The following is a 14,041-nucleotide window of genomic DNA, read 5'->3' as shown; positions in this document are numbered from 1 at the left end:
TCTGGCCGTTAACCCTAGTTGGTCTGTCGGAGACTTAAATGAAAACACTTGAGCAAGTTCGTGCCTCGCTGACACCGTATCCCGTGGAAGTCGAATTCCCGGATCTCAGCCAATGGAAAACAGGCAACTGCGGGATCGACTACGTCCACAGCTTCGACAGTGGCAAGCCAGGACCGCATGTGCTGATCATGGCGCTGACTCATGGTAACGAAGTCAGCGGTGCAATCGCGGTTGACACCTTGTTGCGCAGCGGTGTGCGCCCTCGTCAGGGGCGGTTGTCCCTGGGGTTTGGCAACATTGATGCTTATCACCGCTTCGATCCGCAGGACATCGATGCGACCCGTTTTCTGGACGAGGACATGAACCGTGTCTGGCTGACATCGACGCTGGACGGCGAGCGCGATTCTGTCGAGTTACGCCGCGCACGTGAGTTACGACCGCTGATCGACAGTGTCGATTTGCTGCTCGACATCCACTCGATGCACGAAGAGTCCCCGCCGTTGATGATGTGTGGCGCATGCGCCAAAGGCCTGGAGTTCGCTGAATCGTTAGGCGTACCCGCAACTGTAGTCGCCGATGCCGGCCACGCCAACGGTCGGCGCATGCGTGACTACGGCGGGTTTGGCGATGCTGCCAGCCACAAAAATGCGCTGCTGATCGAGACCGGCCAGCACTTTTCAAAAAAGAGCGAACACGTCGCCCTCGATGTGGCGGCACGCTTCTTGATTGCTACTGAAGCTGTCGCCAAAGCAGACGTCTTGGCGTTTTTAAGCCAGGAAAAACCTGCAGCGCAGCAGTTTTTGCACGTCACCGATCCGGTTGTCGCCCACAGCATGGACTTCAGTTTTAGCGATGACTATCGCGGCCTTGAACGGATTGCTCATGCTGGAACGGTGATCGCCCGGGATGGCCAGCGCGAGATCGTCACCCCGTATGACAACTGCGTGCTGATCCAGCCGTCGCTGCGGCATCTGGGGCACGGGGTTACGGTGGTGAGGTTGGCGCGGGTGCTGGATCTTTAGCTGCACTCAAGCCAGGCGTGGCACCACTGGATGCGATCTGGCATCGAGCTCGAATCTCTCAGTAACCGTTGCTACCGTAATCCACCTGGAACGCGAAGCCTTCGACCCGCTCCACGCCGGTTTCCAACCGTCCGTCGGCATGTAGGCGCAGCCAGCGATAGCCTGGCGCCTCCTCGCTGACGTTGAAATCCTCACTGCCTGGGGCGAACTGGATACAGGTGGACGGTGACGCCAGCAAGCGCACGCCGTTGCGCTCGCGGTCGATCTCCTGATGGACATGACCCCAGAGCACCGCTTTCACCTGGGGAAAGCGATCCAACACGGCAAACAGCGCCTCGGGATTGCGCAGGCCAATGGGCTCCATCCAGGCGCAACCAATGGACACCGGGTGATGGTGGAAACACACCAGATGATGACGGGTTGGCGCTTCGCTCAAGGATTGCGCGAGCAACTGAAGCTGTCGGTCCTGCAAGTACCCCGGCACCGAGCCCGGTACGGCAGAGTCCAGCAAGGTGATGCGCCAGTTGCCCACATCCACCACGGGTTCCAGCAACGCGCTGTTGATCGCGGCGTGCGCCATGATCTGTGGTTCATCATGATTGCCCGGAATCCAGCGCGCGGGTGCCGGGATCTGCCGGGTCGCGTCACGAAACGCCTGATAAGACTCCAGCGTGCCGTCCTGGGACAGATCGCCAGTGGCCAGCAGCAAGTCGATTTGCGGCTGCCGGGCCAACACCAGGTCGATGACCCGTTGCAGGCTGTCGCGGGTATTCATGCCCAGCAGCGTGCCGTCGGCCTCGGCAAACAGATGGCTGTCGGACAGTTGCACCAGCAACGCCGCAGCGTCAGGGTTCAAGGTGGATACGCTCGGCAAGGCGTTCTCCCAGGGCGTGATCACAGGAATGGACATTAGGCGCAATTATGCTGGGGCAGGACACAAAGAGGAAACCTAAGGAAGCAGACGCAGTTCACATCTACCGAACGACTTCAAACTCATGGCCCAGGGCCAGGCAGTGACTCAACCATTCACCGAGGAACACATTGAGCTGTGCTTTCTCATCGGGCTGGTGCATGAACACATTGGGGTAAGGATAGATGCTGCGAAAGCGTCGCGCATGTTCGGCGCTGACTACTTCGGCCATGCGCGCGTCGTGATACACCTGAACCTCCAGCTGCGGCACCGGCAACCACGGCAGACTATGCTCCTGGCGCACGCGCAATGTCGTGGTGTACGGGCAGGTCAGAATGACTTCCAGGGTCAGCACGCCGAGCATCTGATCCCCGTGGGTCACGGCAATGCGCCGCGCCTCGGGGGTGTGGCGCATGTCCGGCAGCAGCCGCATCAGCCGTGCATAGTTGGCCTCACAGGCTGCTTGCAGCCCGATCAGGTCCACCCGATATCGCTCCCGTGTCTTTACTGCCATAACCCCCTCACTTCCGCGCGATTAAGCGCAAGCCATTGCAGGGCGATAATGCTGGCTGCGTTGGAAATTTTTCCATCACGCACCGCTTGCAGGGCATCTTCGAAGGCCCAGACGGTGACGCGAATGTCTTCTGCTTCCTCTTCCAGTCCATGGACTCCACCTGCCCCGCTGCTGTCGCAACGCCCCAGGAACAGATGAACAAACTCGGTACTGCCGCCCGGCGAAGGGAAGTATTGGGTAATCGGCCACAACGCAGAGAAGGTCAGTCCAGCTTCCTCCTCGGCTTCGCGGTGCGCAACCTCCTCCGGCTGTTCATCCTTGTCGATCAGGCCCGCAACCATTTCTATCAGCCACGGGTTGTCGGTGCGGCCCATGGCGCCGACACGAAACTGTTCGATCAGTACCACTTCATCGCGCTGCGGATCGTAAGGCAGCACGCACACCGCATCATGGCGAACAAAGACTTCGCGATTGAGCTCTCGGCTCATGCCACCGTCGAACTTCTCGTGGCGCAGCTTCAGCCGATCGAGCTTGTAGAAGCCCTTGTAGGCATTCTCGCGCTGAACCACTTCAATCTTGCTCGGCGTCGATTTCGCAGTGTCCGTCATATCAACCTCGTTTATTGCCTGGCGGTGTCGAGGTAGCCCTCGAGATCGCGCCATCCTAACGCGCTCCGCCCCCAGGATGCAGCCCCTTTCCGGTTGCCGGGATGGACGGCGGACGTCAAACTCACTCTAATCAGCTTAGTGGCGAACTGACGGCCCCGTTGGTAGTCGAAGCTCCACATTTTCACCTTTCCTCCCGATTTCTCTAGAAGGCACGAAGGACGCACATGTCGCTTTTAAAAATCGCCTCTATGGCTTGTATTGCCCTGACCCTCGGCGCTTGCCAGAGTCTGTTCCAACCCAGCTACCTCAAACCTTTGGATAGCACTTCGGACGCCTCGGAGCAGATCAAGCCTGGCTGCGGCAGCCCGGACTGCCCACTGGTGAACATCGACACCGTGCATTTCCCCGCCGAGCCACAACTCGACACCGTGGTGGAACAACGCCTGTTGCAGATGACCCGTACCTCGCCCAACGCCAGCGTGCCATCCAGCCTGAGCGCCTATCGGGAAAAGTTTTTGCGCGAGTCGCCCAATCGCAACAGCATGTACTTACAAGCCAAGGTACGTGAGCAGCATGACGGACTGGTGATCATCGAAGTATCCAGTTATTTGGACACCGGTACCGCCCACGGCGACCCGGGACGCGGCTTCATCAACTATTCACGCCTGCTGCACAAAGAGCTGACCCTGGCCGACATGCTGTTGCCAGGCCAGGAAGACGCCTTCTGGAGAACCGCGAAAGTGGCCCACAACAGCTGGCTGATCAGTTCGCAAATGGACCGTGACCCGGAATTCGTGAAGAACTGGCCTTTCCAGAAAACCCCGAATGTGGCGTTGACCAGCACCGGGGTAGTCCTCAAGTACAACGTCACCACCATTGCGCCTTACGCCTTGGGGCTGATCGAAATAACCCTTCCCTACGCCCGGCTCAGCGGTGTGATCAAGCCTGAACTGGTGCCCGCGCGCCACTGAAGGCCCGGCCCAGGATAAATTGCAGCAGCCCTGCCAGCACCAGTGCCGGCAGGGTCGCACCAATATCCGGGTACAAATTGGCCAACAGGTGATAGGTACTGACGCCTCCGAGCCAGGCCAGCAACGCCGGCCAGCGCAGGCTTGCGGCGACGGCCTGGCCACGGCGGCGCAGGATAAAGTGATCCACCAACACCACGCCGAACAGCGGCGCGAACACCGAGCCGATCAACAGCAGGAAGTTCTGATACTGCGCCAGCGGTGCCAGGCAAGCGATCAGGGTGCAGATCACACCGATAGCCAACGCCAGGTGCTCGACTTTCAAGCGCAACAGAATCCCGCTGGACACCGCAGCCGAGTGAATATCGGCGAAGGCATTTTCTGATTCATCCAGCAGAATCAGCAACAGCGGAATCCCCAGGCCAGCCCCGGCCAACGCCAGCAGCAGCGCATTCACTTCACCGCTCGGCGCGAACGCCAGGGTGTAAGCCACGCCCAGGCTCATCAGCCAGAAGTTACCGATAAAAAAGCCCAGTGCGGTACCGCCGAACACGCTTTTCGCACGTTTGCCGAAGCGTGAGTAATCGGCAATCAGCGGCAGCCAGGACAACGGCATCGCAATGGCGATATCAAAACCCACGGCAAACGGCATCGAACCGTCACCGGCCTGGACCCAGAGGGCGGCCAGATCGGCCTTGGCGAACAGGTTCCAGGTTAGCCACAAGCAGGCGGCGAGCAGCAGCCAGATGCCCCACTTGCGCAGGATTTGCCGCACGAAGGTCAATGGACCGCTGACAGCCAACAAGGTTGCGAGGCCGCCAAAGAACAAGGTCCAAAGCAGCGGGCTGGCCAGCAGACTGCCTTCGTTGAACGCCCGTGTGCCCAGCAAGCTGGCGGCATCGCGCATGACGATGATTTCGAACGAGCCCCAGCCAATCAGTTGCAGCAGGTTCAGCAGCGCGGGCAGGCTTGCGCCCTTGGCGCCGAGGCTGAGCTTGAGGGCGGCCATGGAGGACAGGCCGGTGTCGCTGCCAATCACGCCGACGGCGGCGAGCAGCAGCACGCCGACCAGAGTGCCGAGGAAAATCGCCAGTAACGAGCCGGACAAGCCCAAGCCCGGCGCCAATAATGCGCCGGTTTGCAGGACCATCAGGCCGATGCCTAGGGAGAACCACAGGGAGAAGAGATCGCGGGCGCCAAAGACGCGCTTGTCGGTGGGGACCGCAATGTCTGGGGAATAGGTGCTGGGTTGAATGCTCAAGGGTGTTATCTCAGAGGGGCATTTGTTGTTTGAGAGATTGCTTTCGCGAGCAAGTCGAATCGGCGGTGCGACGATTCGACTTGCTCGCGAAGAGGTCCTTACAGGCACCCGCAATCCCGGATCAGACCTTCTTGTAAAGCTGACTACCTTCCTGCTTGAACCGCTCCGCCTGTTCCGCCAGTCCTTTGGCCACGTCCACATCCACCGCTTCGATCCGCTGGTTGGCCGCGTACTCACGGACTTCCTGGGTGATCTTCATCGAGCAGAATTTCGGCCCGCACATGGAGCAGAAATGCGCGACCTTGGCCGAGTCCTTCGGCAAGGTTTCATCGTGATAGGAACGCGCGGTATCCGGGTCCAGGCCCAGGTTGAACTGGTCTTCCCAGCGGAACTCGAAGCGCGCCTTGCTCAACGCGTTGTCGCGAATCTGCGCCCCCGGGTGCCCCTTCGCCAAGTCCGCCGCATGGGCTGCGATCTTGTAGGTGATGATCCCGGTCTTCACGTCATCCTTGTTCGGCAAGCCCAGATGCTCCTTGGGCGTGACGTAGCAGAGCATGGCGCAACCGAACCAGCCGATCATTGCCGCACCGATGCCGGAGGTGATGTGGTCGTAGCCTGGAGCGATGTCAGTGGTCAGCGGGCCAAGGGTATAGAACGGCGCCTCGTCGCAGCACTCCAGCTGCTTGTCCATGTTCTCTTTGATCAGTTGCATCGGCACGTGGCCGGGGCCTTCGATCATGGTTTGCACGTCGTGCTTCCAGGCGATCTTGGTCAGCTCACCGAGGGTTTCCAGCTCACCGAATTGCGCGGCGTCGTTGGCGTCGGCAATCGACCCCGGACGCAAGCCATCCCCGAGGGAGAAGCTGACGTCGTAGGCCTTCATGATTTCGCAGATTTCGTCGAAATGTGTGTAGGTGAAGTTCTCTTTGTGGTGCGCCAGGCACCACTTGGCCATGATCGAACCGCCACGGGAAACAATACCGGTGACACGCTTGGCGGTCAGCGGTACGTAGCGCAGCAGCACGCCGGCGTGGATAGTGAAGTAGTCGACGCCCTGCTCGGCCTGTTCGATCAGCGTGTCGCGGAACAGCTCCCAGGTCAGGTCTTCGGCGGCGCCGCCGACTTTCTCCAGGGCCTGATAAATCGGCACGGTACCGATCGGCACTGGCGAGTTGCGGATGATCCATTCACGGGTTTCGTGGATGTGCTTACCGGTGGACAAGTCCATCACAGTGTCCGAACCCCAGCGAATGCCCCAGGTCAGTTTCGCCACTTCTTCTTCAATGGACGAACCCAGCGCACTGTTGCCGATATTGCCGTTGATCTTCACCAGGAAGTTACGGCCGATGATCATCGGTTCCAGTTCGGTGTGGTTGATGTTCGCCGGAATGATCGCGCGGCCACGGGCGATTTCTTCGCGCACAAATTCCGGGGTGATGATTTTCGGCACACTGGCACCGAAGCTGTGGCCTGCGTGTTGCTGGTCCAGCAGGCCAGCGGCACGGGCCTCTTCCAGCTTCATGTTTTCGCGGATGGCGACGTATTCCATCTCGGCGGTAATGATGCCTTGGCGGGCGTAATGCATTTGCGTGACATTGGCCCCTGCCTTGGCACGGCGCGGGTTTTTCACGTGGGCGAAACGCAGGGCTGTCAGCTCGGCATCACTCAGGCGCTGTTGGCCGAAGTGGGAGCTCAGGCCGGACAGGCGTTCGGTATCACCACGGGATTCGATCCACGGCGAACGCACATCGCCCAGGCCTTTGCGCACGTCGATGATGACGTTGGGGTCGGTGTACGGGCCAGAGGTGTCATAGACCACCACGGGCGCATTGATTTCGCCGCCGAAGTCGGTCGGGGTCACGTCGAGGCTGACTTCACGCATCGGCACACGAATGTCCGGGCGAGTGCCCTGGACGTAGATTTTTTGCGAGCGGGTAAACGGCTGCACGGAACCAGAGTCGACCTTGGCCGACTCACTCAAGTGCACGGTGTTTTTTGATTTTTGGCTTTTTAATTCGATGCTCATCACGGGCTCTCCAACTATCCAGGCGGCGGATTTATTGTCGGAGCGAACCTGTGACGGATGGACGCACTGAAATAAGTGCTGTGCTTGGCGCACGAGGGCTGTTCGATTGTCGAACAACATCCCGGACGAAGCACAAGAGGACTCGCCGGGTGACGAGAAATCTTGTTCCCTACGCAGGCGCTAACCTGATCAGGTTCAACGGGATCCGGTATTTACCGATCTCAGCCTCATAGCAAGGCACCCCGACAAGAACGCAGCCAGTCTAGACCATGGAGCAGGCAAATTGCCAATAGCGGTGCATTCAGCGTGATGAATGGCGTAATTACAGGATTGTTGTGCCGTGACGCCGCCACTACACTCGGCTACTGCTCCGAGGCCTTGACGCTCCGAATCGCTCGCCGTAGCCTTGGGCGATAAATTATTGTCGTAATATTCACTCTAGGGATCGCCTCATGCTGCGCAAACTCTCACTGGCTCTTGCCGTGTCTTGTGCGACCAATGGAATGGCCTGGGCAGCTGAAGCGCCCCTGACAACCAAAACCGACCTGGTCAGCGTCTACGAGGAAGCCGTGGATAACAACGCCGACCTGGCTGCTGCCCGCGCCCAATACGGCGCGCAGAAAGAGGTGGTGCCCCAGGCCCGCGCCGGTTTACTGCCGAACCTGTCAGCCGGTGCCGACAGCAACAACGTGCGTACGCAAATCTACCAGCCGGCCGCCACCGCCAATCGCGATGCTCACTCCTGGCGTGCGACCTTGAGCCAGCCGCTGTTCCGCATTGATCGTTGGTTCCAGTTGCAGGCCGCTGAAGCCGTCAATGAACAGGCCGCCCTGCAACTGTCGGCCACCGAGCAGAACATGATCCTGCAAAGCGCCGAGAACTACTTCACGGTGCTGCGGACCCAGGACAATCTGGCGTCGACCAAGGCTGAAGAAGCCGCGTTCAAGCGCCAGCTCGACCAGTCCAATGAGCGTTTCGATGTCGGCCTGTCAGACAAGACCGACGTGCTGCAATCCCAGGCCAGCTACGACACCGCACGGGCCAATCGGATCCTGGCCCAGCGCCAGGTGGACGACGCCTTCGAAGCACTGATCACCCTGACCAACCGCCAGTACAACTCGATTCAGGGCATCGTGCACACCCTGCCGGTGTTGCCGCCGGCGCCGAACGACGCCAAGGCATGGGTCGAAACCGCAGGCCGGCAGAATCTGAACTTGCTGGCCAGCAACTATGCGGTAACCGCCGCCGAGGAAACCCTCAAGCAACGCAAGGCCGGCCACGCACCTACCCTGGATGCGGTGGCGCAGTACGAAAAGGGTGACAATGATGCTCTCGGCTTCAGCAACCCAAACCAACTGCCCGTCCCTTACGGTGGTGATGTTTCGCAACGCACCGTTGGCCTGCGCCTGAACATCCCGATCTACAGCGGTGGCCTGACCAGTTCGCAAGTGCGCGAATCCTATTCCCGCCTGGATCAGACCGAGCAGCAACGCGAAGGCCTGCGCCGCCAGGTAGTGGAAAATACCCGCAACCTGCACCGCGCGGTGAACACCGATGTGGAGCAGGTGCAAGCGCGCCGCCAGTCGATCATCTCCAACCAGAGCGCGGTGGAAGCCACGGAAATCGGCTATCAGGTGGGCACGCGTAATATCGTCGACGTGCTCGATGCCCAGCGTCAGCTGTACACCTCGGTGCGCAACTACAACAACAGTCGCTATGACTACATCCTCGACAACCTGCGCTTGAAACAGGCAGCGGGGACGTTGAACCCGGGGGATTTGCAGGATTTGTCGCGGTATCTGAAGGCGGATTACAACCCGGATAAAGACTTCCTGCCGCCGGATCTGGCCAAGGCGGCTGCGGAGCAGTTGAAGGCTAATCCCAACTATTAAGCACAACACAAAAATGTGGGGGCGGCGGTGCGACTTGCCCGCGAATGCGGCTACAACCGCCTTCGCGAGCAGCCCGCTCCCACATTGGGCTTTGTGTTGTCAGGGGTTCAGCAGTTTGCCCAACCCATCCAACAACCGCTGCAACGCTCCCTGATTGGCCTGCATCACCTTGAGCCCCGCCTGCGCCATCTTCTGCGCATCCTGCGGCAACTCGAACAAACGCTGCACCGCCACCGCCAACCCTTCGGCATCATCCACTTCCTGTAACGCGCCGACTTCGCGCATCATCGCGGCGATCTCGAGGAAGTTGAACAAATGCGGGCCGGTGATGACCGGCTTGGCCAGCGCCGCCGGCTCCAACAAATTATGCCCGCCCGTAGGCACCAGGCTGCCGCCGACAAAGGCGCTGTCGGCCAGGGCATACAGAAACAGCAATTCGCCCATGGTGTCGCCAAGCAATACCGAAGTATCGGCCGCAACCGGCTCACCGCTGGAACGCCGCACCGTGGCAAACCCTTGCTGCTGACACAGTTCAAACACCGCGTTGAAACGCTCCGGATGACGCGGCACCAAAATCAGCAGCGCATCGGGATGACTGGCGAGCAACTGGCGATGGGCGGCCAGCACTACTTCATCTTCACCTTCGTGGGTACTGGCGGCGATCCACACCGGGCGCTCACTGGCCTGCCATTGCTGGCGCAGGGCGGCTGCACGCGCCAGAAGCTGAGGATCAATCGTCAGGTCAAACTTGATCGAACCGGTGACTTCGACGGTTTCCGGTCGCGCACCCAGGCTGCGAAAACGCTCGGCCTCGGTTTCGGTCTGCACAGCGAACAGGCTCATTTCCGACAACATCGGCGCGGTCAGTTTAGCGAAACGTCCGTAACCCTTCGCCGAACGCGCTGACAGTCGCGCGTTGGCCAGTGCCACCGGAATCCCGCGCTTGGCGCACTGATGGATGTGGTTGGGCCACAGCTCGGTTTCCATGATCACCGCCAGCTTCGGCTGGACCTTATCGAGAAACCGCGCAGCAGCGCAGGGCAAGTCATAGGGCAGATAGCAATGCTGGATCCGCGGCTCATTGGCGAACAACGCCTGGATCCGCTCGGAACCGGTGGGCGTCATGCAGGTGACGGTGATCGGCAGCTGTGGATAACGTTGCAACAGGCTGCGGATCATCGGCGCGGCGGCGATGCTTTCCCCCACCGACACGGCGTGCACCCAGATTCCGCCGGGCTGCATCACCGGCAGTCCGTAGGAAAAGCGCTCGCTGACGCGCGTGGCATAAGCCGGTGCCTTGCGGGCCCGCAGCCATAGACGTAAAGCCACCAACGGCAGCGCCAGGTAAAACAGACAGCTGTAGAGAGTTCTATTCATGGCGGCGGAGTTTATCGGCTTTTTCAGTCGATCGCCTGCAAGCACTCGGCAAAACGTTCGGCCAGGAAGCGGGCGGCCGGGCCCAAGGGCTCATCACGACGCCATACCATCTCCACTACCAGCGCCGGCGGAGTCCATTCGCTGTCCAGTTCGACCATCTGGCCCTGATACGTCGGGTACTGCACCACGTGTCGCGGCAACCAGGCCCAGCCCAATCCCCGCGAGAGCCATTCGGCCAGCACATAGAAGCTGTCGGCACGCCACACCTGCGGGCTGGCGGCTTCGCTGCCGGGATACACGCTGGTTTGGGTGGACATTAGCAATTGCCGAAACTGCGCCAGATGCTGGCAAAGCACGTGTTTCCCCGTTGCCAGTGGATGCCCGACGCCGCACACCGTGACCATTTCCACACTGCCCACCACCCGCCGCTCCAGGGCTTCGGGGATCTGGTCGTGGTAGAACAACAGGCCCAGGTCCGCCTGGCGCTCCACCAATTTGCGCGCCACGTCTCCTTGGGCCGCGCTGGACAGCTGCACTTCCAGGCTGGGGAATTTCCCCGCCAGGGCTTCAAGGCTGTCGAGTACCGGCTGATAGAGCATCGCCTCATCCTGCGCCAGGCGCAGGCACGCCTCTTCGCCGCGCATCAGCGACATGGCACGACCGTTGAGGCGCTCGCACTGACGCAAGACTTCCCGCGCCTCCTCCAGCAATACCATTCCGGCTTCGGTCAGGCGTGGCTGACGGCCGCTGCTGCGATCAAACAGACTGAGCCCCAGGTCTGCTTCCAACAAGGCGATGCCATTGCTAACCGCCGACTGCGCCCTACGCTGGTCCCGCGCCACTGCCGAAAACGAACGCTGCTCGGCGACGCTGACAAACAGACGCATCTGCTCCAGGCTCCACTGCACACTCATGGCTCAACCCATCTTTATTTCTGATAGGTAATGACTTTACCCCATTTGTGGAGTCTCTAGAATGCCGACCTTATCAAGCGACCCTACACCGAGGATTACCCCATGAACGCTGCTTACTATTACCTGGCTATCGCCATTTGCTCGGAAGTGATCGCCACCGTTTCCATGAAAGCGATCAAGGGCTTCAGCACACCAATCCCCCTGCTACTGGTGATTGTCGGCTACAGCGTGGCCTTCTGGATGCTGACCCTGGTGGTACGTACCGTGCCAGTGGGCGTGGCTTATGCCGTCTGGGCCGGGATGGGGATTGTCATGGTCAGCATTGCTGCACTGTTTATCTATGGGCAGAAACTCGATATCCCCGCGATGCTCGGGATGGGCTTGATTGTGTTGGGGGTGGTAGTGATTCAGTTGTTTTCGAAAACCGCTGGGCATTGACCGTTCGCTCAACACTCAAGGGAGTCCAGAATTCGCAGCCTCGTTTCACTCGACAGCGCCTACAGTGCACATGGCATGAGCCTGTATACTTGGCAGCTTGTCTTGAACACTGAGGTCGCCGCATGCCATCCGTTATTTCCACCGACGTTCTGATAGTCGGCGCCGGGGTTGCCGGCCTCTGGCTCAATGCGCGCCTGCGCAGCCAGGGGTTTTCCACGGTGCTGGTGGAAAGTGCCTCGCTGGGCGGCGGGCAAAGCGTGAAGTCCCAAGGGATCATTCACGGCGGTGCAAAATATGCCCTGCACGGCGCCCTGACCGGCGCCTCCGAAGCCATTGCCGACATGCCCCGCCGCTGGCGCGAGGCCTTGGCCGGCAGCGGCGAACTGGACCTGTCCGGCGTGCGCCTGCTGTCCCAGGCCCACTATTTATGGTCCCCGGGCACCCTGGCCGGCAACCTCACCAGCTTTTTCGCCAGCAAGGCCGTGCGTGGCCGGGTGGATCAGGTCAAGGGCGACGACCTGCCGCCCGCCCTGCAAGACCGCCGCTTCAAGGGCAAGGTCTATCGCCTGGCCGAACTGGTGGTGGATGTGCCGAGTCTGATCAAACGCCTGGCAGAATTGGCCGGTGATGGTTTGCTCGCCGGGCAACAGATTGAACCGCTGCTGGAAGACGGCACACTGGCGGGACTGAAGGTCGATGGCCGCGAGATTCGCGCCCAGCGCATCGTCCTCAGCGCCGGCGCCGGGACGGCTGATCTGCTGACCGCATTGGGCCTGAGCCAGCCCGCCATGCAGCGTCGCCCACTGCACATGATCATCGCCAAAGGCCCCGGCCTGAAGCCGCTGTATGCCCACTGCCTGGGCGGCGGCACCAAGCCTCGCATCACCGTCACCACTCACCCGGCAGCCGACGGCAATTGGGTCTGGTACCTGGGAGGCGATATTGCCGAAGCCGAAGGTGTCGCCCGCACGCCAGCAGAACAGATTGCCACTGCGCAAAAGGAACTGGCGCAACTGCTGCCGTGGATCGATATGAGCCAGACACAGTGGGCCACCCTGCGAGTGGATCGCGCCGAACCGCTGCAATCAGGCCTGACCCGCCCGGACAACGCCTTCCTCGCCGAACAGGATCGCCTGCTGGTGGGCTGGCCGACCAAGCTGGCCTTGGCACCCGACTTCGCCGATCGAGTGATCAATGCACTGGAACGTGACGGCATCAAGCCATCCACCACTGAAAAGCTGCCTGAACTGCCAAAGCCGCCCCTCGCCCAACCCGCCTGGGAGCAACTGCTGCCATGAGCCTGCCGACCCTGCATGACCTACATCGCCCCTTGGGCAGCACCGGCCTGCTGGTCTCGCCGCTGGGACTGGGCACCGTCAAGCTGGGCCGTGACCAAGGGGTGAAATACCCCAACGGCTTCCAGATTCCGGGAGACGACGAAGCGCGGATGCTCTTGCGCCAGGCCCGCGACCTGGGCATCAACCTGATCGACACCGCCCCCGCCTATGGCCATAGCGAAGAACGCCTGGGCCCGCTGTTGCGTGGCCAGCGCCAGGATTGGGTGATTGTCAGCAAGGTCGGCGAAGAGTTCGTCAATGGCGTGTCCCACCACGATTTCAGTGCTGCCCACACCCGGTTTTCGGTGGAACGCAGCCTGCAACGATTGGAAACGGATTTTATCGATCTGGTGCTGGTGCACTCCGACGGCAACGACCTGCGCATCCTCAATGACTGCGAGGTCTACCAGACCCTGGAGGACCTCAAGCGCGAGGGCAAGATTCGCGGTTATGGCTTCTCCGGCAAAACTGTCGAAGGCGGCGTGAAGGCTCTGGAACGGGGTGATTGTGCCATGGTGACCTACAATCTGAACGAACAGGCCGAGAAAGCCGTGATCGATTATGCCGCTGCCCATGGCAAAGGCATTCTGGTGAAAAAGGCCCTGGCCAGTGGTCACGTGTGCTTGGAAGCTGGAATGGATCCAATTCATGCCAGTTTCATGTTGTTGTTTGCGCAAACCGGCGTTGCCAGTGCTATTGTCGGGACCATTAATCCGCTGCACCTCGCCCATAACGTGGCGACCGCTGCCCAGGTCATTCGCCAACTCTGATGCC

The 14,041-nt window shown here is 60.5% G+C and carries 13 protein-coding genes and 1 riboswitch; of the genes, 6 read left to right on the top strand and 7 right to left on the bottom strand.

Features of this window, described 5'->3' with window-relative positions:
* Positions 1–38 precede the first annotated feature (38 nt).
* Positions 39–1,022: a M14 family metallopeptidase gene (locus HKK55_RS28230; RefSeq protein WP_169357586.1), complete on the top strand. Its 984-nt coding sequence runs from the start codon at positions 39–41 to the stop codon at positions 1,020–1,022.
* 58 nt (positions 1,023–1,080) lie between these two features.
* Here the strand turns inward: HKK55_RS28230 and cpdA are convergent, their stop codons facing one another.
* The 3 genes from cpdA to HKK55_RS28215 form a co-directional block, all read right to left on the bottom strand.
* Positions 1,081–1,896, bottom strand: a complete 816-nt coding sequence (cpdA, locus tag HKK55_RS28225) for a 3',5'-cyclic-AMP phosphodiesterase (RefSeq protein ID WP_169357971.1) — start codon at positions 1,894–1,896, stop codon at positions 1,081–1,083.
* A gap of 100 nt (positions 1,897–1,996) precedes the next feature.
* On the bottom strand, positions 1,997–2,446 hold the full coding sequence (locus HKK55_RS28220; protein ID WP_169357585.1) for a DUF1249 domain-containing protein: 450 nt from the start codon (positions 2,444–2,446) through the stop codon (positions 1,997–1,999).
* Positions 2,437–3,054 (bottom strand): NUDIX domain-containing protein, encoded by a 618-nt coding sequence (locus HKK55_RS28215; RefSeq protein WP_169357584.1) that lies wholly within the window; start codon positions 3,052–3,054, stop codon positions 2,437–2,439. Before HKK55_RS28215 ends, HKK55_RS28220 begins: the two co-directional genes overlap by 10 nt.
* A 224-nt stretch (positions 3,055–3,278) precedes the next feature.
* On the opposite strand from HKK55_RS28215, the gene HKK55_RS28210 reads away from it, so the two are divergent.
* The gene (locus tag HKK55_RS28210) at positions 3,279–4,025 is read left to right on the top strand and encodes an RsiV family protein (RefSeq protein WP_169357583.1); all 747 of its coding nucleotides are present in this window, start codon (positions 3,279–3,281) and stop codon (positions 4,023–4,025) included.
* On the opposite strand, the gene cytX is transcribed toward HKK55_RS28210, so the two are convergent.
* Both cytX and thiC read right to left on the bottom strand, forming a co-directional pair.
* Positions 3,994–5,283, bottom strand: coding sequence for a putative hydroxymethylpyrimidine transporter CytX (gene cytX, locus HKK55_RS28205; RefSeq protein ID WP_169357582.1), 1,290 nt, complete (start codon positions 5,281–5,283; stop codon positions 3,994–3,996). The two genes, HKK55_RS28210 and cytX, sit on opposite strands and share 32 nt — an antisense overlap.
* A gap of 121 nt (positions 5,284–5,404) precedes the next feature.
* Complete coding sequence (gene thiC, locus HKK55_RS28200; RefSeq protein ID WP_169357581.1) at positions 5,405–7,309, bottom strand: phosphomethylpyrimidine synthase ThiC; 1,905 nt, start codon at positions 7,307–7,309, stop codon at positions 5,405–5,407.
* 149 nt (positions 7,310–7,458) lie between these two features.
* A riboswitch (TPP riboswitch) is annotated at positions 7,459–7,564 on the bottom strand.
* Between the two features lie 197 nt (positions 7,565–7,761).
* Here thiC and HKK55_RS28195 point away from each other — a divergent pair.
* Entirely contained in the window at positions 7,762–9,201 is a 1,440-nt protein-coding gene (locus HKK55_RS28195; protein ID WP_169357580.1) for a TolC family outer membrane protein, read from the top strand.
* A gap of 99 nt (positions 9,202–9,300) precedes the next feature.
* Here HKK55_RS28195 and waaA read toward each other — a convergent pair whose 3' ends face one another.
* On the bottom strand, positions 9,301–10,578 hold the full coding sequence (waaA, locus tag HKK55_RS28190; protein ID WP_169357579.1) for a lipid IV(A) 3-deoxy-D-manno-octulosonic acid transferase: 1,278 nt from the start codon (positions 10,576–10,578) through the stop codon (positions 9,301–9,303).
* Positions 10,579–10,601: 23 nt separating this feature from the next.
* Positions 10,602–11,492 carry a LysR family transcriptional regulator gene (locus tag HKK55_RS28185; protein WP_169357578.1) on the bottom strand — a complete coding sequence of 297 codons (891 nt, stop codon included), beginning with the start codon at positions 11,490–11,492 and terminating at the stop codon, positions 10,602–10,604.
* Positions 11,493–11,594: 102 nt separating this feature from the next.
* Between HKK55_RS28185 and HKK55_RS28180 the strand changes: the two genes are divergently transcribed.
* From HKK55_RS28180 to HKK55_RS28170, 3 genes are all read left to right on the top strand, one after another.
* Complete coding sequence (locus tag HKK55_RS28180) at positions 11,595–11,930, top strand: multidrug efflux SMR transporter (protein ID WP_048727637.1); 336 nt, start codon at positions 11,595–11,597, stop codon at positions 11,928–11,930.
* A 122-nt stretch (positions 11,931–12,052) separates the two neighbouring features.
* Complete coding sequence (locus HKK55_RS28175; RefSeq protein ID WP_169357577.1) at positions 12,053–13,228, top strand: FAD-binding oxidoreductase; 1,176 nt, start codon at positions 12,053–12,055, stop codon at positions 13,226–13,228.
* The gene (locus tag HKK55_RS28170; protein ID WP_169357576.1) at positions 13,225–14,037 is read left to right on the top strand and encodes an aldo/keto reductase; all 813 of its coding nucleotides are present in this window, start codon (positions 13,225–13,227) and stop codon (positions 14,035–14,037) included. The genes HKK55_RS28175 and HKK55_RS28170 overlap by 4 nt, the downstream gene beginning before the upstream one ends.
* Positions 14,038–14,041 lie beyond the last annotated feature (4 nt).

The sequence above is a fragment of the Pseudomonas sp. ADAK18 genome (assembly GCF_012935695.1).
Classification (GTDB): domain Bacteria; phylum Pseudomonadota; class Gammaproteobacteria; order Pseudomonadales; family Pseudomonadaceae; genus Aquipseudomonas.
The sequence above is the reverse complement of the archived record's forward strand: the minus strand, read 5'-3'. Positions and strand labels throughout refer to the sequence as shown.

What these genes read in the sequence shown, in the direction of transcription:
- HKK55_RS28230 (WP_169357586.1), top strand. Translation starts at nt 39, where the DNA reads ATGAAAACACTTGAGCAAGTTCGTGCCTCGCTGACACCGTATCCCGTG.
- HKK55_RS28210 (WP_169357583.1), top strand. Translation starts at nt 3,279, where the DNA reads ATGTCGCTTTTAAAAATCGCCTCTATGGCTTGTATTGCCCTGACCCTC.
- HKK55_RS28220 (WP_169357585.1), bottom strand. Translation starts at nt 2,446, where the DNA reads ATGGCAGTAAAGACACGGGAGCGATATCGGGTGGACCTGATCGGGCTG.
- HKK55_RS28195 (WP_169357580.1), top strand. Translation starts at nt 7,762, where the DNA reads ATGCTGCGCAAACTCTCACTGGCTCTTGCCGTGTCTTGTGCGACCAAT.
- HKK55_RS28180 (WP_048727637.1), top strand. Translation starts at nt 11,595, where the DNA reads ATGAACGCTGCTTACTATTACCTGGCTATCGCCATTTGCTCGGAAGTG.
- HKK55_RS28185 (WP_169357578.1), bottom strand. Translation starts at nt 11,492, where the DNA reads ATGAGTGTGCAGTGGAGCCTGGAGCAGATGCGTCTGTTTGTCAGCGTC.
- thiC (WP_169357581.1), bottom strand. Translation starts at nt 7,309, where the DNA reads ATGAGCATCGAATTAAAAAGCCAAAAATCAAAAAACACCGTGCACTTG.
- HKK55_RS28170 (WP_169357576.1), top strand. Translation starts at nt 13,225, where the DNA reads ATGAGCCTGCCGACCCTGCATGACCTACATCGCCCCTTGGGCAGCACC.
- HKK55_RS28175 (WP_169357577.1), top strand. Translation starts at nt 12,053, where the DNA reads ATGCCATCCGTTATTTCCACCGACGTTCTGATAGTCGGCGCCGGGGTT.
- HKK55_RS28215 (WP_169357584.1), bottom strand. Translation starts at nt 3,054, where the DNA reads ATGACGGACACTGCGAAATCGACGCCGAGCAAGATTGAAGTGGTTCAG.
- waaA (WP_169357579.1), bottom strand. Translation starts at nt 10,578, where the DNA reads ATGAATAGAACTCTCTACAGCTGTCTGTTTTACCTGGCGCTGCCGTTG.